Annotated in this window: 21 protein-coding genes and 1 tRNA gene; 12 read left to right on the top strand and 10 right to left on the bottom strand. The window is 66.8% G+C overall.

The features are described 5' to 3' along the window. Positions 1–936: a phytoene/squalene synthase family protein gene (locus DBY63_RS10775; RefSeq protein ID WP_108581917.1), complete on the top strand. Its 936-nt coding sequence runs from the start codon at positions 1–3 to the stop codon at positions 934–936. Between the two features lie 172 nt (positions 937–1,108). Then, positions 1,109–1,642, top strand: a complete 534-nt coding sequence (locus DBY63_RS10770; protein ID WP_007162872.1) for a gluconate 2-dehydrogenase subunit 3 family protein — start codon at positions 1,109–1,111, stop codon at positions 1,640–1,642. Between the two features lie 40 nt (positions 1,643–1,682). On the opposite strand, the gene DBY63_RS10765 is transcribed toward DBY63_RS10770, so the two are convergent. From DBY63_RS10765 to DBY63_RS10745, 5 genes are all read right to left on the bottom strand, one after another. Then, positions 1,683–2,210, bottom strand: coding sequence for a sterol desaturase family protein (locus tag DBY63_RS10765; RefSeq protein ID WP_027602819.1), 528 nt, complete (start codon positions 2,208–2,210; stop codon positions 1,683–1,685). Between the two features lie 22 nt (positions 2,211–2,232). Next, entirely contained in the window at positions 2,233–3,177 is a 945-nt protein-coding gene (gene yegS / locus DBY63_RS10760; protein ID WP_007162870.1) for a lipid kinase YegS, read from the bottom strand. 126 nt (positions 3,178–3,303) lie between these two features. Then, on the bottom strand, positions 3,304–4,500 hold the full coding sequence (gene glp / locus DBY63_RS10755) for a gephyrin-like molybdotransferase Glp (protein WP_044341379.1): 1,197 nt from the start codon (positions 4,498–4,500) through the stop codon (positions 3,304–3,306). Beyond that, positions 4,497–5,036: a molybdenum cofactor biosynthesis protein B gene (moaB, locus tag DBY63_RS10750; RefSeq protein ID WP_108581916.1), complete on the bottom strand. Its 540-nt coding sequence runs from the start codon at positions 5,034–5,036 to the stop codon at positions 4,497–4,499. The genes glp and moaB overlap by 4 nt, the downstream gene beginning before the upstream one ends. Positions 5,037–5,267: 231 nt before the next feature. Continuing rightward, positions 5,268–5,759, bottom strand: a complete 492-nt coding sequence (locus DBY63_RS10745) for a hypothetical protein (RefSeq protein WP_108581915.1) — start codon at positions 5,757–5,759, stop codon at positions 5,268–5,270. A gap of 204 nt (positions 5,760–5,963) precedes the next feature. Between DBY63_RS10745 and mobA the strand changes: the two genes are divergently transcribed. The 3 genes from mobA (at position 5,964) to DBY63_RS10730 (ending at position 7,023) form a co-directional block, all read left to right on the top strand. Beyond that, positions 5,964–6,539, top strand: coding sequence for a molybdenum cofactor guanylyltransferase MobA (gene mobA, locus DBY63_RS10740; protein WP_108581914.1), 576 nt, complete (start codon positions 5,964–5,966; stop codon positions 6,537–6,539). Between the two features lie 109 nt (positions 6,540–6,648). Beyond that, positions 6,649–6,870 (top strand): YgdI/YgdR family lipoprotein, encoded by a 222-nt coding sequence (locus DBY63_RS10735; protein ID WP_007162865.1) that lies wholly within the window; start codon positions 6,649–6,651, stop codon positions 6,868–6,870. A gap of 76 nt (positions 6,871–6,946) precedes the next feature. Continuing rightward, positions 6,947–7,023 (top strand) — tRNA-Pro (locus tag DBY63_RS10730). A gap of 106 nt (positions 7,024–7,129) precedes the next feature. Here DBY63_RS10730 and DBY63_RS10725 read toward each other — a convergent pair. The 3 genes from DBY63_RS10725 to DBY63_RS10715 all read right to left on the bottom strand — a co-directional run bounded on the left by DBY63_RS10725 (position 7,130) and on the right by DBY63_RS10715 (position 8,949). Further along, positions 7,130–7,750 carry a LysE family translocator gene (locus DBY63_RS10725; protein ID WP_108581913.1) on the bottom strand — a complete coding sequence of 207 codons (621 nt, stop codon included), beginning with the start codon at positions 7,748–7,750 and terminating at the stop codon, positions 7,130–7,132. A gap of 109 nt (positions 7,751–7,859) precedes the next feature. Beyond that, positions 7,860–8,348, bottom strand: a complete 489-nt coding sequence (locus DBY63_RS10720; protein ID WP_108581912.1) for a hypothetical protein — start codon at positions 8,346–8,348, stop codon at positions 7,860–7,862. Positions 8,349–8,562: 214 nt separating this feature from the next. Continuing rightward, the gene (locus DBY63_RS10715; protein ID WP_052504098.1) at positions 8,563–8,949 is read right to left on the bottom strand and encodes a response regulator; all 387 of its coding nucleotides are present in this window, start codon (positions 8,947–8,949) and stop codon (positions 8,563–8,565) included. A gap of 235 nt (positions 8,950–9,184) precedes the next feature. Between DBY63_RS10715 and DBY63_RS10710 the strand changes: the two genes are divergently transcribed. From DBY63_RS10710 to DBY63_RS10695, 4 genes are all read left to right on the top strand, one after another. Then, complete coding sequence (locus DBY63_RS10710) at positions 9,185–10,798, top strand: histidine kinase famiy protein (protein ID WP_108581911.1); 1,614 nt, start codon at positions 9,185–9,187, stop codon at positions 10,796–10,798. Positions 10,799–11,058: 260 nt separating this feature from the next. Next, positions 11,059–12,552, top strand: a complete 1,494-nt coding sequence (locus tag DBY63_RS10705) for an ATPase domain-containing protein (protein WP_108581910.1) — start codon at positions 11,059–11,061, stop codon at positions 12,550–12,552. Continuing rightward, complete coding sequence (locus DBY63_RS10700) at positions 12,549–14,651, top strand: ATP-binding protein (protein ID WP_108581909.1); 2,103 nt, start codon at positions 12,549–12,551, stop codon at positions 14,649–14,651. The genes DBY63_RS10705 and DBY63_RS10700 overlap by 4 nt, the downstream gene beginning before the upstream one ends. Before the next feature lie 35 nt (positions 14,652–14,686). Continuing rightward, positions 14,687–15,172, top strand: coding sequence for a GNAT family N-acetyltransferase (locus tag DBY63_RS10695; RefSeq protein ID WP_108581908.1), 486 nt, complete (start codon positions 14,687–14,689; stop codon positions 15,170–15,172). Between the two features lie 604 nt (positions 15,173–15,776). On the opposite strand, the gene codA is transcribed toward DBY63_RS10695, so the two are convergent. After that, complete coding sequence (gene codA, locus DBY63_RS10690; RefSeq protein WP_042135569.1) at positions 15,777–17,018, bottom strand: cytosine deaminase; 1,242 nt, start codon at positions 17,016–17,018, stop codon at positions 15,777–15,779. A gap of 10 nt (positions 17,019–17,028) precedes the next feature. After that, entirely contained in the window at positions 17,029–18,291 is a 1,263-nt protein-coding gene (gene codB / locus DBY63_RS10685; protein ID WP_027602796.1) for a cytosine permease, read from the bottom strand. A 198-nt stretch (positions 18,292–18,489) separates the two neighbouring features. Between codB and DBY63_RS10680 the strand changes: the two genes are divergently transcribed. The 3 genes from DBY63_RS10680 to DBY63_RS10670 all read left to right on the top strand — a co-directional run bounded on the left by DBY63_RS10680 (position 18,490) and on the right by DBY63_RS10670 (position 22,594). After that, complete coding sequence (locus DBY63_RS10680; RefSeq protein ID WP_108581907.1) at positions 18,490–19,407, top strand: 3-hydroxyacyl-CoA dehydrogenase family protein; 918 nt, start codon at positions 18,490–18,492, stop codon at positions 19,405–19,407. Beyond that, the gene (locus DBY63_RS10675) at positions 19,404–20,840 is read left to right on the top strand and encodes a sigma 54-interacting transcriptional regulator (RefSeq protein WP_108581906.1); all 1,437 of its coding nucleotides are present in this window, start codon (positions 19,404–19,406) and stop codon (positions 20,838–20,840) included. Before DBY63_RS10680 ends, DBY63_RS10675 begins: the two co-directional genes overlap by 4 nt. Positions 20,841–21,199: 359 nt before the next feature. Continuing rightward, entirely contained in the window at positions 21,200–22,594 is a 1,395-nt protein-coding gene (locus tag DBY63_RS10670; protein WP_044341387.1) for a GntP family permease, read from the top strand. Positions 22,595–22,602: the final 8 nt, after the last annotated feature.

Here is a 22,602-nt window from a genome sequence, read left to right as displayed (position 1 = left end):
ATGCCAGCCACCCCTGACGTCGTCGACCACGCCGAGCAGAGCATCGCCGTCGGTTCCAAGAGCTTTGCCGCGGCCGCCAAGCTGTTCGCCCCCGAAACCCGCGAGAGCGCGGTGCTGCTCTATGCCTGGTGTCGCCACTGCGACGACGTCATCGATGGCCAGGAACTGGGCCATGGTCAGGTCGAGGGCGATCGCCGCGCCGGACAGGAACGCCTGGCCGAGCTGGAACGCCTGACCCGCGCCGCCTACGGCGACGAGCCGCTGCAGAATCCGGCCTTCGCCGCCTTCCAGCGGGTGGTCAGGCGCCATGGCATTCCTCTGGCCCTGCCGCTGGATCACCTGGCCGGCTTTCGCATGGACGTCGAGGAGCGCGTCTATGTGGAGCTCGAAGACACCCTGGAGTACTGCTATCACGTCGCCGGGGTGGTCGGGGTGATGATGGCGCGCATTATGGGCGCCGAAGACGAAGAAACCCTGGATCGCGCCTGCGACCTGGGCATGGCCTTCCAGCTCACCAACATCGCCCGCGACATCGTCGAGGACGCCCGTATCGGCCGCGTCTATCTGCCGCGGCTATGGCTCGACGAACTCGGGGTGCCGGCGGACGAACTGGCCGCGCCGCGCCATCGCGAAGCCGTCGCCCAGCTGGCCGAGCGCCTGGTACGCCTGGCAGAACCCTACTACGACTCGGCACGCCAGGGCCTGGCCGCCCTGCCCCTGCGTTCGGCCTGGGCCATCGCCACCGCCCGCGGCGTCTATCGCGAGATCGGCGTGCAGGTGCTGCACCTGGGCGCCCAGGCCTGGGATCAGCGGGTCAGCACCAGCACCGCCGACAAGCTGCGCCTGGTCTGCCGCGGCGCCGCGCGCGCCATGCTGTCCCGCCACCAGCGCGACGAGCCCCGCTCGACCGAGCTCTGGACCCGGCCGCGGCGCTGACGCCAGCGATCGCGCTTCGGTCACATTTGTGCGCATCTTGGGGCTGCCCACCCGCAAACTTTTATGCGATAAACGGGTCGGATTAAAGCGACCCCTGGTGGGCCGCGGATGGATGGATGCCTGAGCCAGAGCGCTGCATCCGGTAGTCAGCCTACGAGTATGGGATTTGCACATGCACAAGACGGAAACGGCTGTTTCACACGATCGCTTCGCTGCCTCCTCGTCACTACTTGCCCTTGGCCTTTCCGCTAACGCGCAGTCCGGTTACAAGCCCGAATTCTTCAACGCCACCCAGTGGCGCACCCTGGTCGCCCTTTGCGCTCACCTGCAGGCCGACAGCGAGCAGGCCGATGCCCGGCTGCCCGAGTTCATCGATCGCCACATGCTGACCCCCTACGCTCACGGCGATCGCTCCAACATCGTCGACCCCTTCGACGAGCAGGCGCAGGTCCAGCAGGGCGCCAACCTGCGCGATCTGCTGCGTGACGGTCTGGCCGTGGTGGACAGCTATTGCACCGAGCGTCTGGGTGCCGGTTTCGCCGAACTGGCAGCCGGTGAACAGGCCCAGGTGGTAACCGCCGCCGAAGCGGGTACCCTGAATCCGCCCGCCAAGGAATTCATCGATCTGCTGCGCAACGAAAGCGAACGCAGTCAGTACGCCCACTCCCTGTTCGCCGCCTACGACGACACTCCCGCCGTCGCCTGACCCTGCTTAGCGCCTCCTCGGAGGCGCTCCCCTCTCCCGCCTAGTCCGCACCTTCCTGCACCTGATCCCGCGCCTTGCGCTCGCGCGAAGAATCCAGGGCGCCGCCGTGTATCTCGCGCAGCTGCTGCTTGAGTTGCTGGGTGGTGGGCGCCAGCAGGAAACCGAAGGACACGCAGCCGTCCTTGCCGTCCACCGCATGATGCATGCGATGCGCCTGATAGAGCCGCTTCAGATAGCCGCTGCGCGGGATGTAGCGAAACGGCCAGCGCTGATGCACTAGGCCGTCGTGGGCGATGAAGTACAGCAGGCCATAGAGGGTCATGCCGGCGCCGATCCACTGCAGGCGCCAGTAGCCGGCATTGCCCAGGGCGATCAGCAGGATCGCGAGGCCAGCGAAGACCACCGCATAGAGATCGTTCTTCTCGAACCAGCCGGTACGCGGGCGGTGGTGGGATTCATGCCAGCCCCACCCCCAGCCATGCATGATGTACTTGTGCGACCACCAGGCAAAGGCTTCCATGCCGGCCACGGTGGCCAGCACGATTCCCGCATTGATCAGTAGCTCCAACGTTACCTCCGCAGGCGCCTGCTCAGGACGTCGCCGCCGGCTCGGCCAGGGTGCCGGCGGTCTCGCCCAGCAGGGGCGAATCCACCGGTAGACAGACCTGCAGGATACCCGGACGCACCTCGAATCTCACCCGGTCTCGCTTGACCGGTTCGCCATCGAGGTTCATGTCCAGGCCTTCGGCGGCTTCCAGCTCCACCCAGGGCAGCCGCGCGCGGATGAACATCTCCTCGGTGCTGAAGCCCTTGCTGAGGAATTCGCCCAGGGTGCCGAGCACGTCCTGGGACGCCGGCAGAATACCCACGTCGAGCAGGCCATCGTTGACCACGGCGGTGGGACAGAGCACATGACCACCGCCGGCCTGGCGACCGTTGCCGATGCCCAGGGCGAGGAATTCGCCTTCCCATTCGAAACCGGGACCGCGGAAGCGGCCATGGGCCGAATGCACCTCGGCGAAGCGGGTCAGGCCGGTGAGGAAGTAGGCCGCGCCGCCCAGCAGGCGCTTGAGTTCACCCGGGGTGTTGGCGGTGACTTGGGAGCCGAAGCCACCGGTGGCCATGTTGAGGAACAGCTGACCCTCCGCCTCGACCAGATCGATGGCGCTGGTCGGGCCATCCAGTAGCGCCAGCGCTGCGGCAGGCTCAACCGGCACACCGGCCGCGCGGGCAAAGTCGTTGGCGGTACCCAGGGGCAGCAGGCCGAGACGGGCCTGGCTGTGGTTCTGCGCCATGGCCTCGGCCACCGCCCGCAGGGTGCCGTCGCCGCCGGCCGCGACCAGGGTGCCGTAGCCTTCGCGGGTCGCCTGCTCGACGAAGCGCGCGGCATCGTCTTCTTCCCAGGTCACCCGCACGTCGATGCGATGACCGGCGGCACGCCGTTCGAGAATGGCCTCCCGAACGTCCTCGTTACCGGTTTCCTTGCCATTGAGAATGACCAGGGCTGCGTCAGCCAGGGTGCCTGTCGTCGTCATGTCTGTCGTCCAAGGTTGGCGCTGCGCGGCGAGATGCCGCGTCAGGTACCGGGCAGCGCCCGGCGAGCGAATCTGGAGACTAGGACTGTGGCCCAACGGCCACGTTCAGTCCTGACCGCCGGTTGGCTAGGCCTTGAGCAATTCGGCCAGCGGGATGAAGCGCACCGGATCGCCCACGGCGAAAGTGCGGTCCTCGCGGATCTCCACCAGGCCATGGGCCCAGGCCGCCGTCTGCAGCACATTGGAGCCCTGGTTGCGATGGGGTACCGCCCGGCCATTCTCCAGGCGCGCCCGCTGGTATTCGCGGCGCGCACCGGCACGCGGCCAGTCGAAACCGGCCGGCACCTCGACGCTCAGCGGGGCCACGTCGATCTTGCCGGCCCGCCGCAGCAGATAGGGCCGCGCCAGCAGACCGAAGGTCACCAGGGTCGAGGCGGGATTGCCCGGCAGGCCGATCAGCGGGATCCCGCGGAAGCGCCCACAGGTCAGCGGCTTGCCCGGCTTGAGCGCCAGCTTCCACAGGGTCAGCTCGCCCTCCTCACGCAGGGCCTGCCCCAGGTAGTCGGCTTCGCCCACCGAGACACCTCCGGTGGAAAGGATCAGATCGGCCTGCAGCGCGCCCAGCCGCCGGCGCGTCTCGGCGAGATCGTCGGGCAGGATGCCCTGGTCCGACACCTCGCAACCCAGCCGCCGCAGCCAACTGATCAGCAGGGCACGATTGCTGTTGTAGATCTGCCCCGGCCCGAGCGGCTGGCCGGGCGCTACCAGTTCATCGCCGGTCGACAGCACCGCGACCCTGAGGCGCCGAAAGACATTCAGCTGGGCCCGGCCGAGGGAGGCGGCGACGCCCAGCTCCGCAGGACCCAGGGCGGTGCCGGCCGACAGGACCTCGTCACCCACCTTGACCTCGTTGCCGCGGCGCCGGATGTTGCGGCCAAGCCGCAGTTGCTCGACAAAGCGCACCCGGCCATCGTCCAGCACCTCGGTGTTTTCCTGCATTTCCACGCAGTCGGCACCCGCCGGCACCGGCGCACCGGTAAAGATGCGGGCGCAGGTTCCCGGCTCCAGCGGCGCTGGTGCCTGGCCGGCGAAGATGCGCTGGGAGACCCGCAGCGGTTCGCCCTGCCAGTCGTCCAGGCGCAGGGCGTAGCCGTCCATGGCGCTGTTGTCCCAGGGCGGCAGATCCAGGTCGGCTACCAGGGGCGCGGCCAGGATGCGCCCGTCGGCGTCTTCCAGGGCGACCTGCTCCAGGGGCAAGGGACCGTCTTCGGCCGCCAGGGCCAACAGTCGCGCCAGGGCCTCTTCCAGCGACAGCAGGCTCATCCGCGTGGCCCGCAGGGTTCGGCCTGCTTGAGATGCGGCACGAAATTGCAGGGGCGATGACGGTTGTCCAGCTGCTCGGCGAGGATGCCGTCCCAGGCGGTGCGGCAGGCATTGGTCGAACCCGGCAGGCAGCAGACCAGGGTGCCGTTGGACAGGCCGGCCAGGGCGCGGGACTGCACGGTGGAGGTGCCGATATCGGCCACGGAGATCTGGCGGAACAGTTCGCCGAAGCCATCCACCTGCTTGTCCAGCAGACAGGCCACGGCTTCCGGGGTGCTGTCGCGACCGGTGAAGCCGGTGCCGCCGGTGATCAGCACCACCTGGACCTGGTCTTCGGCGATCCAGTGGGCGACCTGGGCGCGGATTCGGTAGAGGTCATCCTTGAGCAGCACGCGGTCGGCGAGGAAATGGCCGGCGGCCTCCAGGCGGTCGACGAACAGCTGACCCGAGGTGTCGGTCTCGAAGGTGCGGGTATCGCTGACCGTCAGGACGGCGATGTTCAGCGGTACGAAAACCGCCTCGGCTTTGTGGCTCATCTGCTTGGGTTTCCGAAGTGTGCGAAAGAAAGGGTGCAGCGGAAGACCGCCGGACGGGCCGCGGGTTTCCCGGAGGGGGTGAGCGCCGGACTGGCAGCGACCGGGAGGTGGCCGCGTCGAGAGTCAGGGGCACTGTGGGCCAGGATCGCGGGGAAGGTCCGAAAAGGCTGCATCGTCACAGCCTAGAGGAAAAGCCGGCGCCCCTTCAACCGAGAGGGCGCCTGGCCACGCCTAGCGCTGGCGTTGTTCGCCTTCGGCATGGGTCTCCCATTTGATGGGGCGCGGATCGGCGATGTCGTTGACGTCCTGGCTGAAGCGGCCGTACTGGGGCGCGATATTCGGGTCCTCCTCCCAGGTCGCCTGCTGGGTGAAGGTGCCGGCCTTCCGATTGAACTTGAGAAAATGCCGGGCCGTCTTGCCACCCCAGTCCGCGGACGGCAGGGAGATGAAATCCACCTGGTACTGGTCGTCGGTCAGCTTGCCGTGCACCACATAGACGCCGTAGTGCTCCTCGCCGGGCGAGATGATCTTGTAAACGCCGTTGCTGTAGTAATAGAGGGTGGCGTCGGGATAGGGCTTCTTCTCGTAGAGCTTTTCGTAGAACAGCTTCTGGCGGATGGTCGGCTGGCCAAAGGTGACCTTGACCGAGGGAGGTTCACCGCCGCCCGCGCCAAAGGCGGGCAAGGCGGCCAGGGCCAACGCAGGGAGCAACATCGTCTTCATCGTTTCCAAACTCCTTCTGGGCAGGGACTCCCCGCCACCGCACGACAGGGATCAAAGGTGTCTAGCACGCCCCTTTGCACGGGACGCGCCCGAGTCTAGCCCAGCCGTTTCGCCCGGACAAACCCTGCTCCAGCCGACCGCCAGCGGCGAAACCGGGCTAGGATGAAAGCCCGCTCCCCACGTCCAAAAGCCGAGGTCCGCTGTATGTCCCTTCTGCCCGCTTCCATCCTGATCCTCGCCGGCGGTCGCGGCCAGCGCATGGGCGGACGCGACAAGGGACTGGTGGAATGGCGCGGCCAGCCCCTGGTGGCCCAGGTGCAGGCCGCGGTAAGGCCACTGACCGATGACCTGGTGATCTCCTGCAACCGCAATGCGCCGCGCTATGCCCAGTGGGCCGATCAGCTGGTGGCCGATGACCAACCGGACTATCCTGGCCCCCTGGCCGGCATCCTCGCCGGCCTCGCCGTGGCGCGGCATGACTGGGTGCTGCTGCTGCCCTGCGATGCACCGCGGATCGACGCCGCCCTCGCCCTGCAACTGCTCACGGCGGCTCAGGCGAGCGCGGGGCCAGTAATGGCGCGCCAGGGTGGCTACTGGCAACCGCTGTTCAGCGCCCTGCCCCGGCGCCTGTTGCCGGCCTTGCGCCAGGCCTGGGCGGATGGCGAGCGCAGTCCGCGTGGCGCCCTGCTGCCCCTTGGCCTGACCGCCGTGGACTTCACTGAAGACGATATTCGCCTGGCCAACTTCAACGACCCCGCGGCGCTGGAAAGCGCGGTCTGAACGCGGCGATCCACTAGGCCAGACGGCGTGACCCACCGGTTGGCGGACGAACTCGGCCCTGCACCCGCGGTCCTAAGCCCGCTTGGTTGCCAAGAAAGGAGACCGTCACATGAACAAGCACCTGCTCCCCGCCGCCTTGCTGGTCGCTGCCAGCGCCCTGCTCGCCGGCTGCTCCACGCCCAGCGTCATCACCCTCAACGATGGCCGCGAGATCCAGGCCACCGACACGCCGAAGTACGATGACGACTCGGGCTTCTATACCTTCAAGCAGCTCGACGGCAAGCCGACCCGCATCAACAAGGACCAGGTTCGCACCATCAAAGAGCTCTGATTCCAGCCCGGCGCGATTTTTTTACCTAACCCCTTGTGCTTGCATGAGTTTTAGGTAGAATGCGCGCCATCCATCACGGAGCGTAGCGCAGTTTGGTAGCGCGTCTCGTTCGGGACGAGAAGGTCGCTGGTTCGAATCCAGTCGCTCCGACCAATTTGATCCGCAAGGATCACCCCAAAGCCCGCCTAGTGCGGGCTTTGTCGTTTCTGGGGTTTGGCCTTGGCGCCCCCAAGGAGCGTCGCCCTCCCCCCTCTATCGCCTATCGCCGACTCAACGCCAGCTTGGCGGCGAACAGCAGAAAGACCACGCCCGTCACCCGATCCAGCCAGCGGATCACCGCGGCCTTGCGCAGGGTCTCGCCCAGGGTGCGGGTGGCGCCGATCAGGGTCAGGGACCAGACCAGGCCCAGTGCCACATGGATGGCGACCAGGCCGAAGGTCCAGGCGATCAGGGGTTGGCCCTGGGGAATGAACTGGGGCAGGAAGGACACATAGAAGATGCCGACCTTGGGATTGAGCACGTTGCCCAGCATCCCCTTGAGAAACCAGTTGGAGCCTGAGCCGCCCTCGCCTTCCGCAGGGGCGATGGCGTTACGGGGGCGCAGCAGCAGGTTGAGGCCGAGCCAGCAGAGGTAGGCGGCGCCGCAGTATTTGAGCAGCGTATAGGCCAGCTCCGAGACCGCCAGCAGTGCGCCCAGGCCGAAGGCCACGGCGGCGCCCCAGAGCAGGCAGCCGGCATTGATCCCCAGGGCCGCGCGCCAGGCCTGGGCCCGGCCTTCTACCGCGGCGGTGCGCAGGATCAGCGCGGTATCGAGACCCGGAGTGACGGTGAGCAGGGACGCGGCCAGGGTGAAGGCCAGCAGGTTGTCGGCGAGAGACATGGCGCGGCTCGTTTCGGTGGGAGAGGCTCGAAACGGTAGCACGGGGTCAGGACGACGATCAGCCTGTCCTCGTACCGCGATGGCCGCCCGCAGGCGGCCATCGCAAGGCTCAACCGGCGGCGCGGAAGGCGGGTTCCTGGTCGGCGATGTAGCGGGCGGCGGCGCGGCGGGCTTCCAGTTCGAAGGCCTGGGGATTGCGATCGACGATGCGCTCCAGGGTGCCGCGGGGAATGCCGTCGGCTTCGAAGTCGGTGCGGCACTGCAGGGCGCCGGCGTGGCAGACGTTGCGCTCGACCGCTTCGATCAGACCACCGGCGCGCAGGGTCTTGACGATGTTATGGGGCAGACGGCGGCTGCGACGCAGAGCGGCGGTGGCCATGGCCAGGACGTCGAGGATCTCGTTTTCCACCGGGCTGAAGGGGCCGTTGCCGAGCTTGCCCTTCTGCATCAGGTAACGGCGCGAGAGCAGATTGCCCTGGCGTTCAAGGGCTTCTCGCGCGGCCAGGTCGAGGCGACCGCGGCTTTCCAGGCTGCGCTCCAGCGCAATGAGAAATTCCCAATCGGTGATCTGAGAAATCTGGGTGATGACTGCGTCCATGAAGCGCTCCTTGCCAGTCGGGAATAGATGGCACATTGATAGCGTTCAGCGCATTTGGTTCCCTGCAAAACCGGGATGCCGACGGACGTCATATCATTTGGCCAGTGGCGACCGGTCGCGGCCGACGAGCGTGTCTATTCGGGGGACGAAAGGAGCGATGACAAGAGCTGGGTAGGTAGGTCGTACCAACCGTCCTATCCCAGGAAACAGGACACTAGCGACGCGGCAGCAGGCTCTCGACCAACTGGCTGAGGTCGGCCACGCTCCAGGGTTTGGGCAGGAAGGCAGCGCGCCGCGGCAGGACGGCGAGATCCTGGTCGATGTAGCCGGAAATGATGATGAAGGGCACCGTGGGCCAGCTCACCGCCGCGAGCTGGGCGAAGGCCAGACCGTCCAGCATGCCCGGCACGTTGACGTCGGCGATGACCATCTTGGTATCGCTGCCGCGGGTGTCCATATGAGCCATCGCTTCATCGCTGGAGGCGACTGCCACGACGTTCAGCCCCTGTTCGGTGAGGATTTCGGTCAGCAGCTCGCGCTGCCCCGGATCGTCTTCCAGAACAAGAATTTGTCTTTGTATTTCAAGGCTTCTCGGCTTCATGGCAGCTCAGACAGCGAAGGCGGGAGAGGTTCTCCCCGAACCTACCTAACGGTCACCTGAGGCAGGTGAGCGGTAGGCTGGCCAATTGCCTTCAAACCCGCGCCACGCCTGGCTTTCAGCCCTTAAAAGAACCATGCCAGACGGCCTCGTGAGGGGCGCGGATGAAGTTTTTTCGCCGCTTGGCTGTCTGAGGGCCAAGACGCCCATTTTTCGCCTGCGCAAGGACCCCGCCTCCGTGAGCCGACAGCCCCCCTCCCGCAAGGCGCGGGTCGACAATTCCGCTACCAGCGATGTTTCGCACGAGGGCAAGAACATCTTCTTTGCCGCGGTGGAAACCACGCGGATGCCGATGCTGGTGACCGATCCCAAGCAGCCGGACAACCCGATCATCTTCGCCAACAACGCCTTCACCGACATGACCGGCTACCAGGTGGACGAGTTGCTGGGGCGCAACTGCCGCTTCCTGCAGGGACCGGAGACGGATCGTTCGGTGGTCGGCCAGATTCGCGAGGCGGTGGAGCAGGAGCGCGAGATCTCGGTGGAGATCATCAACTACCGCAAGGACGGCTCGACCTTCTGGAATGCGCTGTTCGTCTCGCCGGTGTACAACGACGCGGGCGAGCTGACCTACTACTTCGCGTCCCAGCTGGATGTCAGCCGGCGGCGCGACGCCGAGGACGCCCTGCGCCAGGCGCAGAAGATGGAGGCGCTAGGCCAGCTCACCGGCGGCATCGCCCACGACTTCAACAATCTGCTGCAGGTGATGATGGGCTATATCGACATCATCCAGCGCACTGCGGAAAAGCCCAGCTTCGACCAGGAACGCATCGTGCGCAGCGCCACCCACGCCAAGTCGGCGGCGGAGCGCGCCAGTACCCTCACCCAGCAGCTGCTGGCCTTTTCCCGCAAGCAGAAGCTCGAAGGCCGGGTACTCAACCTCAACAACCTGATCCGCACCTCTCATGAGCTGGCGGAGCGGACCCTGGGCGACGTGGAAATCCGCACCCAGCTGGACCCCGAGCTGTGGAACTGCCGCATCGATCCCACCCAGGCCGAGGTGGCGCTGCTCAATATCCTGATCAACGCCCGCGACGCCCTGGCGGATTGCCCGCAGCCCAGCGTGGGCATCGAGACGCGCAACGTCGAGGTGCGCGAGCTGGCGAACATGTCCTATGACGGCCTGATGCCCGGGCGCTATGTCAGCCTGGCGATCACCGACAACGGCCACGGCATGCCGGCCAGCATCCGCGATCGGGTGATGGATCCCTTCTTCACCACCAAGGAGGAAGGCAAGGGCTCCGGCCTGGGCCTATCGATGGTCTATGGCTTCGCCAAGCAATCCGGCGGCACGGTGCGCATCTATTCGGAGGAAGACGTCGGCACCACCCTGCGCCTGTACTTCCCGGTGGATGACAGCCATGTCACCCAGCAACAGGCCGAGCAGCGCTCGGAGCGTCGCAGCGGGACCGAGCGCATCCTGGTGGTGGAAGACCGTCCGGACGTGGCCGAACTGGCCAAGCTGGTGCTGGAAGACTATGGCTACACCGCGCGGATCGCCTTCAATGCCAGCGAAGCCCTGCGCCTGCTGCGCGAAGAGGAGCAGCCATTCGACCTGGTGTTCACCGACCTGATCATGCCGGGCGGCATGAATGGCGTGATGCTGGCGCGCGAGGTGAAACGCCTGCATCCGGCGATGAAGATACTGCTCACCACTGGCTACGCCGAGAATTCGCTGGAGCGCACCGACATCGGCGGTTCGGAATTCGATGTGATCTCCAAGCCCTATATCCCCAACGATCTTGCGCGCAAGATTCGCCGGGTGCTGGACGGACCCAACGGGATCGCCTGAGGGTGCGAGCGCTCTTACCCGCGCCGGGGCCGGGGCCGGGCCGTGTCGATGGGTCGGAGTGGCCTTGGACCGGCGACACGATTAGACTGACGATTAACGGGGCGCGGATCGCGCCCTCCGTTTTTTCCGCTGCATGGTTCCAACGCAGCTCCATCGCTCCCTTCACCTCAGCGTAACGCACAGCGCCCCTGCTCCAGCAGCCGTCTGCGCCGCATGTTTTCCGTGCTCTTCGTTTCCGACGCCGCGAGGTTTGGCCATCCATGAATTCTTCTAGCGCGTCCATTATCGCGACAGGCAATGCCGGCCTGGATCAGGTCCTGCGCGGCGGTCTACCCAAGGATCGGCTCTACCTGCTGGAGGGCACCCCAGGTTCGGGCAAGACGACCCTGGGCTTGCAGTTTCTCTTCGAAGGCGTCCGCCAGGGCGAGTCGGTGCTCTATATCACCCTGTCGGAGACCAGCGAAGAGCTGCGGTGCGTGGCCGAGTCCCACGGCTGGAGCCTGGACGGCGTGCACCTGTTCGAGCTGTCCGCCGCCGATGCCGTGCTCGGCGGTGCGCAGGAGCAGACCATCCTGCATCCCTGGGAGTCCGAACTGGGTGACACCATCGAGCTGATCCAGGCCCGCGTCGACGAACTCCAGCCGCGCCGCCTGGTGTTCGACAGCCTGTCGGAGATGCGCCTGCTGGCCCAGGATCCCTTGCGCTATCGCCGCCAGGTGCTTGCGCTCAAGCAATTCTTCGCCGGGCGCGGCCTGACCGTGTTGCTGGTGGACGATCTGACCGCCAGTGGGGGCGAGCGCGACAATCATCTGCACAGCCTCTGCCACGGGGTGCTGACCCTGGAGCGCCTGACCCTGGACTTCGGCGCCGCCCGCCGGCGCCTGCAGATCCAGAAGTTGCGTGGCGTGGACTTCATCGCCGGCTATCACGACTTCGTCCTGCGCCGCGGCGGCCTGGAGATCTATCCGCGCATGATCGCCGCAGGGCGCTACCAGGATTTCGCGGGCCAGCCCGTGCCCAGCAACATCGCGGACATGGATGCGCTGCTGCATGGTGGCCCCCTGCGCGGCACCAGCACCCTGATCACCGGCCCGGCCGGTACCGGCAAGACGACCCTGGCCCTGCAATATGTCACCGCGGCCTGCGCGCGCGGCGAAAGGTGCGCCGTCTATGAATTCGACGAGCGTATCGGCACCCTGCTCAAGCGCGCGGAAAGCATGGGTATGCCGCTCCATCGCTATATCGACGAGGGTCTGCTGGTGGTCCACCAGATCGATCCGGCCGAACTGTCTCCCGGCGAATTCGCCTGGCGCGTACGGCGGGATGTCGATGAGAACGACTGCCGACTGCTGGTCATGGACAGCCTCAACGGCTACCTCGCCGCCATGCCCCAGGAGCAACACCTGATCCTGCAGATGCACGAGTTGCTTTCCTACCTGAGTCAGTCCGGGGTGGTGACCTTTCTCATCAATCCGCAGCACGGTCTGGTCGGGACGATGACCTCCAGCCTCGACATCTCCTACATCGCCGATACCGTGGTGCTGATCCGTTTCTTCGAGGCCCAGGGCCGACTGCGCAAGGCCATTTCCATCCTCAAGCACCGCGGTGGCGGCCACGAGGACGCGATTCGGGAATTGCGCATCGATACCCGGGGCATCCGGGTGGGTCAGCCCCTGGTGGACTTCCGCGGCGTGCTGACCGGCACCCCGGAGTACTTCGGTGCCAAGCAACCCCTGATGGAAGAGCGCGATTGACCGAGACCAAGACGTCTTCCTGCGAGCTGATCATCTGTGCCCCGCTCCGGGGCGATGCCGCCAGCCTGCAGCGACTCTTCACCCAGGGCTATCACACGCGCTACCTGTCCACGCTCAACGAGGTTGCAGCCGCGCTGGGCGACGAGACGGGCATCATCGTGTTTACCGAGGAGGCTCTGCGCCAGGAGCTGAACGCTCTGGCGCAGGCCTTGGAGCGCCAGCCGACCTGGTCGGACATCCCGCTGGTGCTGCTGGCTTCCGACTCCAAACGCTCGGGCCGCGGCAACGATCTCCTGCGTCGTCAGCTGCCCGCGGCCGCCACCAATCTGGTCATCCTGGAGCGGCCCCTGAGTGGGGCCTCCCTGCTGAGCAGCGTGGCCGCCGCCTGGCGGTCGCGACTGCGCCAGTTCGAGATGCGCGACCGTCTCGCCGAACTCGCCCAGGAGCGCGAACGCCTGCAGACGCTGCTGGAGAACCTGCCGGTGGGGGTGTGCTTCATGGATGCCCAGGGCCGCACCCTGGTCAGCAATCCCTTCTATGAGCAGTACGTGCCGGGTCAGCGCATTCCGTCCCAGCAACCGCAGGAAGTGGCGCGCTGGACCGCGCTCGACAGCAATGGCCGGCTGCTGCCGCCCGAACGTTTCCCGGGCGCTCGGGCGCTGGGTGGCGAGCGGGTCAAGGGGCAGGACTTCTATCACACCAGTGCCACCGGCGAGGAATCCTGGCTGCGGGTGAGCGCGGTGCCGCTTCACGACGCCGGCCAGCAGATCATCGGTGCGACTACGGTGATCGCCGATATCAGCGAGGAGAAACGGGCGGAACTGGCCTTGCGCCGCTTCAACGAAGAACTGGAAGTCCAGGTCGAGGAGCGCACCCGTACCCTGGCGCTTACCCTCAGCGAATTGCAGCGGGAAACCGCCGAACGCAGTCGCGCCGAAGAGCAGCTGCGTCAGTCGCTGAAGATGGAAGCGGTCGGCCAGCTCACCGGCGGCATCGCCCATGACTTCAACAACATGCTCACCGGGGTGCTGGGCGCCCTGGACCTCATGAAGATCAAGAACAAGGGGCAACTTGCCGGCCTGGAGCGCTACATGGAGGCGGCGCAGCACTCGGCGCATCGGGCGGCGGCGCTCACCCAGCGGTTGCTGGCCTTCTCGCGCAGGCAATCGCTGGAATCGCGCCCGATGTCGGCCAACGACCTGATCCTGGCGCTGCAGGATCTGCTGCAGGGCACCGTGAGCGAGCAGATCTCGGTGACGCTGGAACTGGACCCGGCGGCGCCCTGGATCCTGGCCGACGCCAACCAGCTGGAGAATGCCCTCCTCAACCTGGTGATCAATGCCCGCGATGCCATGCCGGATGGCGGCATCGTCACCCTGGCGACCTATCCGGTGACGGTCACCGAGCCGGCGGCCGAAGACGAGGCGCTGCCTCCAGGAGACTATGTCTGCATCGAGGTGCGGGACAGCGGAACCGGCATTCCGGAGCGCCTGCTGGACAAGGTGCTCGAGCCCTTCTTCACCACCAAGCCCCAAGGCCAGGGCACCGGTCTGGGGCTGTCGATGGTCTATGGCTTCGCCCGGCAGAGCAATGGCCGCCTGACCCTCGCCAGTGACGCCAGCGGAACCCGGGTGTGCGTCTATCTGCCCACGGCGGAACAGCGCCGCGAGCCGCAGCGCGCCGAGCCGGCGGAGCTCGTCCAGGGTGCCGGCCAGACCATCCTCCTGGTGGAAGACGACGATGCGGTACGGCTGGTCAATCAGGAGGCGCTGCAAGCCCTGGGCTATCGGGTCTGGAGCGCGGCCGAGGGCAAGGCCGCGCTGCGTCTGCTGGATCAGATCCCGCAGCTGGACCTGCTGGTGACCGACGTCGGTCTGCCGGGCCTCAATGGTCGCCAGCTGGCGGAGGTCATCCAGCAGCTCAGGCCGCGGCTGCCGGTGCTGTTCCTCACCGGCTACGCCGAGGGCGCCCTCAGTAGGACTTCCTTCCTGGGTGGTAACATGGAGCTGATGACCAAGCCCTTTACCCTGGACCAGTTGGCCGCGCAGGTCGCCGCCATGCTGTCCGGGTCCGCCAATCGGGCCGTGGTGCCCTCCTGAGGTCGCCGCCGCCCCGCGACCTAGCCAAGGACCCCATGACCTCCCAGATCCGCCCCGCCCGCCGCGAAGACGCCACCCGCATCCACGAACTGATCGTCGAACTGGCCGACTATGAAAAGGCCGTCCACGAGGTGCTGGCCAGTCCGGCCCAGATCGAGGCGACGCTGTTCGCCGCCGACACCCCGACCCGGGCGCTGGTCGCCGAGCACGACGGCGTGGTGGTGGGCTATGCCGTGTATTTCTACAGCTATTCCACCTGGCTGGGCCGCAACGGCATCTACCTGGAAGACCTCTATGTGAGCCCCAGCGCCCGCGGCACCGGCCTGGGCAAGGGCCTGCTGCGCGAACTGGCCCGGGAAGCGGTGGCCAACGACTGCGGCCGCCTGGAATGGAGCGTGCTGGACTGGAACACCCCGGCCATCGACTTCTACGAAAGCCTGGGCGCCGAGGCCCAGAGCGAATGGGTGCGCTATCGCCTGGATGGCGCGGCGCTGCGGGATTTCGCCGAGAGTGGGCGGTAGGATTCACAGGTTGAATTGAGCACCAGCGAAGCCCGACGCGATGGGACGCGACATGGGTAATGTTGGTTGCGGTTATGGCGATCCGCTGTTGCCGGGGGACGCCGATCGCGGCCATGGGCCGCTCCTACGGATTCCGATTCCCCTGCAGGAGCGGCCCATGGCCGCGATCAGCGCCTTAGCGTGGAAAACGGCGCAGCCTTTTCCACCGGGGACGTCGGCATGGGGCGCGCCCTCACCCCAACCCTCTCCCAAAGGGAGAGGGGGATTTTCGACCAAGGATCAGCGTCGTAGCGTGGAAAACGGCGCAGCCTTTTCCACCGGGGACTGCGGCATGAGGCGCGCCCTCACCCCAGCCCTCTCCCAGCGGGAGAGGGGGCTTTGTCCGAGTGATAATCAGATCTTTGCCAGCCCTGAAAATCGCAGCACCGTAGCGTGGAAAACGGCGCAGCCTTTTCCACAGGGGACCGCGGCATGAGGCGTACCCTCACCCCATCCCTCTCCCAGAGGGAGAGGGGGCTCTGTCCGAGTGAAAATCAGATCTTTGCTAGCCCTGAAAATCGCAGGCGACCGGCACAAGCCTGTCCGCATCGGCGGACCGCCACCGTTACCGATCCGCCAGTTCCACCTGTGCCGGTCGGCGCTGCATCAGCACCTTGCCGTTACGGATGGAGTACAGCGGCAGGCCCTGACTGCGGACCATCTCGTAGTCGCTGTCAGCGGAGAGCACCAGCAGGTTGGCCGGTCGCCCCTCCTCCAGGCCGTAGCGATCGCCCAGGCACAGGGCCTTGGCGCTGTTGACCGTGACCAGGTCCAGCGCCGATTGCAGGTTGCGATAGCCGAGCATGTGGCAGATGTGCAACCCCGCTTCCAGCACGCGCAGGATGTTGCCGTTGCCCAGCGGATACCAGGGATCAACGATGGAATCCTGGGCGAAGCAGACGTTGAGGCCGGCCTCCAGCAACTCGTTGACCCGGGTCACCCCGCGGCGCTTGGGAAAGGTGTCGAAGCGGCCCTGCAGATGGATGCTCTCGGTCGGGCAGGAGATGAAGTTGATGCCGGCGTGGGTCAGCAGGCGGAACAGCTTGGCGCAGTAGGCGTTGTCGTAGGAGCCCATGGCGGTGGTGTGGCTGGCGGTGACCCGCGAACCCATGCCGCGGCTGCGTGCCTCTTCGGCCAGCACCTCGAGAAAGCGCGAATGGGGATCGTCGGTCTCGTCGCAATGGACGTCCACCAGGCAGCCGGTGCGCTCGGCCAGGTCCATGAGGAATTTCACCGAGCTCACGCCCTGGTCGCGGGTGTATTCGAAGTGCGGGATGCCGCCGACCACATCCGCACCCAGGCGAATGGATTCCTCCATCAACTCGCGCCCATTCTTGAAGGACTCGATGCCCTCCTGGGGAAAGGCGACGATCTGCAGGTCGATCAGGTGGCCGGTCTCCTCGCGTACCTCCAGCATGGCCTTGAGTGCGGCCAGCGACGGATCTGTGACGTCGACGTGGGTGCGCACGTGCTGGATGCCGTGGGCGGCCAGGGCGCGGATGGTGCGCGTGGCTCGGGTCTTGGTGTCTTCCTGGGTGATGGTGGCCTTGCGCTCGCCCCAGCATTCGATGCCTTCGAACAGGGTGCCGCTCATGTTCCAGCGCGGCTCACCGGCGGTCAGGGTGGCGTCGAGGTGGATGTGCGGCTCGACGAAGGGCGGCACCACCAGGTTGCCAGCGGCGTCGATGTCGTCCGGCCCTACCGCAGGCGGCATGAGCTGCTCGGCGATGGCGGCGATGCGTCCGCCTTCGAGGCGGATGTCATACAGGCCTTCGCGGTCACGCAGGCGGGCGTTGAGGATGCGCATGGTCGATCTCCTAGAGCGAAGCGGGGGCGGCGGCACGACGACCGCGACTCAGGCCATTGAACACGCCATAGCCGAGCGCCGCCACCCCGATGCCCACCAGGGGCGCCACCCAGGGCGAACCGAAGGCGGCGATGGTGCCCAGGCCGTAGGCCGCCAGCCCCGGCCAGTTGTAGTGCGGCAGGCGGGCCTCGGCGAGCAGCGGATAGCGCCCGCGATGGCGCAGCCAGAAGTCGGCGACGATCACCCCGCCGATGGGTGGGATCACCGTGCCGAGCAGTACCAGATAGGGCACCAGCAGGTCGTACATGCCCAGCACGGCCAGGGCGGTACCGATCAGGGCGCCGGCCAGGGTCACCGTCTTGCGGCGGCTGGTACGCACCAGATTGCAGCCGGCCACGGCGAAGTTGTAGATGGTGTTGTCCTGGGTGCTCCAGATGTTGAGCAGCAGCATGGCCAGGGCGGCGGTGGCGAAGCCCTGCAGCATCAGCACCTCCACCACGTCCGGCTGCTGGTAGACGATGGCGCCATAGGCGCCGATCAGCACCATCAGGCCGTTGCCGATGAAGAAGCCGATCAGGCTGGCCAGCACCGCCACCCGGGTGGAACGGGCGAAGCGGGTCCAGTTGGTGGCCTGGGTGGCGCCGCTGACGAAGGTGCCGAACACCAGGGTGATGGCGGTGGACAGGTCCAGGCTGGCGCTGGGCTGGATCGCCAGCAGGCCGGCCAGACCGCCGGCCTTGGCGGTGGTCACGCTCATGGACAGGATCAGCAGCAGCGCCATGGCCGGCACGGCGATCCAGGAGAGGATCTCCAGGCCGCGGTAGCCGATATAGGCGGTGGCGCAGAAGCCCAGGCCGAACACCGCCATCAGCGCCAGCACCGCGCCCTGCTCCAGGCCGAAGTACCTGCCCAGCACCACGGCAGCGGTGGCCGTCCCCCAGGCGTACCAGCCGATCTGGGTGAAGCCGAGGATGAGGTCGCACAGCTTGCTGCCGCGTTCGCCAAAGGCGAAGCGCCCCATCAGCACCGAGTTGAGGCCACTGCGACAGGCGATATGGCCGAGGGCGGCAGCATAGAGACCCAGCAGCAGATTGCCGAGGGCGATCACCCACAGCAGGTCGGTGAAACCGAAGGCCACCCCCAGCTTGCCGCCGGCGAACATGGTGGCGGTGAAGAAGGTGAAGCCCAGCAGCACCATGGCCAGGGAGGCCAGCCCCTTGCGGGCGTGGGGCGGGACTTCGCTCAGGGGATAGTCGTTGCCGGCGTTGCTCATAAGGCATTCCTCGGGATGGGCGTACCTGACCCTTAGCAGTGGCCGTGCCAGGCTCCGCCAAGCGGCATGGCAGAGGCCAGGGCGCCCTCGCCGGCCGGTCCCTGGAGCCCGTCTTTGGTGCAAGGCGCTACCCGGTGCCTTGGCCGGGGGCGGTCAAGTGTGAGACGGTTGCCGCGGCCGTCTCACAAGGAAAAGATCATGACCACGCCACGCCTCGCCGTTCTGGGTTCCGGTCTCATGGGCATCGGCATCGCCGTACACCTGGCGCGCCACGGCCATGCCGTGCAGCTGCAGGACGTCGACCCCGCCCGCCTCGCCGAGGTGGCCGCCACCGCGCGCACCCTGCTCGCCGAGCTGGAAGAAGCCGACATCGCGGTGGACACCGAGGCGGTCATCGCCCGCCTCAGCACCACCACCGAGCTGGCCGATCTCGCCGACTGCGACCTGCTGTTCGAAGCCGTGCCCGAGCGCCTGGAGCTCAAGCATCGCCTCTATGCCCAGCTCGAAGCCATGCTGCGCCCGGACGCCCTGATCGCCAGCAACACCAGCGGCCTGCCACCGGACGAGTTGGCCGCGCACCTGCGCCATCCCGAGCGCCTGCTGATCGCGCACTTCTGGAATCCACCGCACTTCATTCCCCTGGTGGAGCTGGTGCCCGGCACGGCCACCCTGCCCGCCCATCTGGAATCCGTGCGCCTACTGCTGGAAGCCGCGGAACTGGAAGCCGTGGTCCTGCAGCGCGCCATTCCCGGCTTCGTCGGCAATCGCCTGCAATTCGCCCTGCTGCGTGAGGCCCTGCACATCGTGCAGAGCGGCGCGGCGGATGCCGAGACGGTGGACCGGGTGATGCGCGCCTCCCTGGGTCGGCGCTATGCCATGGTCGGTCCGCTGGAAGCGGCGGACATGGGTGGCCTGGATACCTTTCGCGACATCGCCCGGCATCTCTGGCCGACCCTGGCGCGGGACGAGGCGCCACTGCAGCTGCTGGAAGACCAGGTGGCCGCCGGCCGTACCGGCCTGCGCAGCGGCCACGGCTTCCATGAGTGGGACGCCGCGCGGCGTGAGCGCATCGTCCAGCGGCGCCCGCACCAGCTGCGCCATGCGCTGAAGCCATGAGCCGCACCCCGCCGGGTCTGCCCGGGCTGGAAGACTATGCCGACATCCGCCAGCGGGCGATCCGCTCGCTGTTCGAGATCATCGAGCAGACCAGCAACGGCACGGTGATCGTCGACCGCGAGGCGCGCATCGTCTGGATCAACCAGAGATACGCCCAGCACTTCGGCCTGCCGGATGCCGCCGCCGCCATCGGTCAGCCGGTGGAACAGGTCATTCCCCACAGCCTCCTGCGCGAGGTGGCGCGCAATGGCCAGCCGATCCTGCTGGACATGCTGGAGACCCGCAACGGACCGCTGGTGGTGATGCGCCTGCCGATCCATACCGACGAGGGCGAACTGATCGGCGCCATCGGCTTCGCCCTATTCGATCAGTTGCAACAACTGGCACCCCTGGTGACCCGCTACCTGCGCATCCAGGAGGAACTGGCCACCACGCGGCGCTCGCTGCAGCATGCGCGCACCGCCAAGTATGGCTTCGGCCACTTCGTCGGCAGCGGCCCGGCCAGCCTGGAGGTCAAGCGCCGCGCCCGGCGCGCCGCCGCCAGCGAGGCTGCGGTGCTGCTGCTGGGCGAGACCGGCACCGGCAAGGAGTTGCTGGCCCACGCCATCCACGGCGCCTCGCCACGGGCCGGGCGGCCCTTCGTCAGCATCAATGCCGCGGCCATCCCGGAAAGCCTGCTGGAAGCGGAATTCTTCGGCACCGCGCCGGGCGCCTTCACCGGTGCCGAACGGCGCGCCCGCCCGGGCAAGCTGCAGATCGCCCAGGGCGGCACCCTGTTTCTCGACGAGATCGGCGACATGCCCCTGGCCTTGCAGGCCAAGCTGCTGCGGGTGCTGCAGGAAAAGGAATACGAACCCCTGGGCTCCAACGAGGTGCTGGCCTGCGACGTGCGCATGATCGCCGCCACCTCCCGCGACCTGGAGACCGCCGTGGCCGAGGGACGCTTTCGCGCCGATCTCTATTACCGCCTCAACGTGCTGCCGATCCGCATCCCGCCGCTGCGTGAACGCCTGGACGACCTGGCGGTGCTGGCCGAGGCCATCCTCGACGGGCTGCCGCAGGTGGGCGGACAGTCGACGCCCGACCTCACCGCCGACGGCCTGGCCCTGCTGCAGCGCCAACCCTGGCCCGGCAATGTGCGGGAGTTGCGCAACGTGCTGGAGCGCGCGGTGCTGCTGGGCGACGACAGCCAGCTGGACGCCGCGGCGCTGGCGGAGGCCCTGGGCGTTTCCGCCGAACTGCCAGCCAAGCCTGTGACGAGCGCTACCGGCGAAACCTACGCCGAAGCGCGCCAGCGCTTCGACCGGGAATTGTTCCAGGCGACCCTGGCCGCCTGCGGCGGCAAGGTGGACGAAGCCGCCCGGCGCCTTGGGTTGGGGCGTTCCACGCTATACAAGAAGCTGGTGGCGCTGGGGCTTATGTCTCGAATATGAGACATATCCATAAATTGAGAAATGTCCTGTAGGAGCGGCCCATGGCCGCGATGGATTGGTAATCGCGGCCATGGGCCGCTCCTACAGAGTCATGCGCAGGCTGGGTGGAGAAGGCATTATCGTCGAAGCCCAACATGGCCGGCGTCGGGCCGTTGTTGGGCTTCGCTGCGCTCAAGCCAACCTACGGGGTCCAGCTTTTGAGACAAAATGGCGGTAATTGGCAGCGATCAAAATAAAAATCCATACAAAACAATAACCTATAAATCTGGCACGGTTCTGGCTCCTGCATTCGGGCGATCTCTGCATCGCCCTATAACAACAAGAACCGCTTCGCCCCAGGCGAAGCTCTAGGAGAAGCCATGAGTGTCCTGATCGCACTCGCCGCCCTGGCGCTGCTGATGTTCGCCGCCTACCGGGGTTTCAGTGTCATCCTCTTCGCCCCCCTCGCCGCCCTCGGCGCCGTGCTGCTCACCGACCCGTCCGCCGTGGCGCCCGCTTTCACCGGGGTGTTCATGGACAAGATGGTAGGCTTTCTCAAACTCTATTTCCCGGTGTTCATGCTGGGCGCCCTGTTCGGCAAGCTGATCGAGCTGTCGGGCTTTTCCCGTGCCATCGTCGCCGCGGCCATTCGTCTGCTCGGTCGCGAGCGGGCCATCCCGGTGATCGTCGCGGTCTGCGCCCTGCTCACCTATGGCGGCGTCTCGCTGTTCGTGGTGGTCTTCGCCGTCTATCCCTTCGCCGCGGAGATGTTTCGCCAGAGCGACATTCCCAAGCGGCTGATCCCGGCGACCATCGCCCTGGGCGCCTTCTCCTTCACCATGGACGCCCTGCCCGGCACGCCGCAGATCCAGAACATCATCCCCACCAGCTTCTTCCAGACCACCGCCTGGGCCGCGCCCTGGCTGGGCCTGGCCGGATCGCTGTTCGTCATCGCCGTGGGCCTGGCCTACCTCGGCAGCGCTCGCCGCAAGGCGCGCAACAGTGGCGAAGGCTATGCCAGCGTACCGCTGCGCAACGAACCCGAGACCGCTGCCGACCTGCCGCTGCCCAATCCCTGGCTGGCCCTGGCGCCGCTGGTGCTGGTGGGCGTGCTCAACCTGCTGCTGACCCGCTGGATTCCCGACTGGTACGGCGCCACCCATAACCTGGCCCTGCCCGGCATGGCCAAACCGGTGACCCAGGAAGTCGCCAAGCTGACCGGCATCTGGGCGGTGGAAGGCGCGCTGCTGGCGGGCATCCTGCTGGTGCTGACGACCGGCTTCGGCGCCATTCGCGGACGCCTGGCGGAAGGTAGCAAGACCGCCGTCTCCGGTGCCCTGCTGGCCGGGATGAACACGGCCTCGGAATACGGCTTCGGCGCGGTGATCGCCGCCCTGCCCGGCTTCGTGCTGTTCGCCCAGGGCCTCAAGGCCATCCCCGATCCGCTGATCAACGAAGCCGTCAGCGTGACCCTGCTGGCCGGCATCACCGGCTCGGCGTCCGGTGGCATGAGCATCGCCCTGGCCGCCATGAGCGACACCTTCATCGCCGCCGCCAACGCGGCCGGCATCCCCCTGGAGGTGCTGCACCGGGTGGCGGCCATGGCCAGCGGCGGCATGGACACCCTGCCGCACAACGGCGCGGTCATCACCCTGCTGGCGGTGACCGGCCTGACCCACCGCGAAGCCTATGGCGGCGTGTTCAAGATCACCCTGATCAAGACCGTGGCGGTGTTCTTCGTCATCGCCCTCTACTACCTGACCGGCCTCGTCTAAGGAGACAG

Origin of the sequence: Pseudomonas sp. RIT411 (assembly GCF_003057735.2) — a bacterium.
In the GTDB taxonomy this organism is placed as follows: domain Bacteria; phylum Pseudomonadota; class Gammaproteobacteria; order Pseudomonadales; family Pseudomonadaceae; genus Chryseomonas; species Chryseomonas oryzihabitans.
The sequence above is the reverse complement of the archived record's forward strand: the minus strand, read 5'-3'. Positions and strand labels throughout refer to the sequence as shown.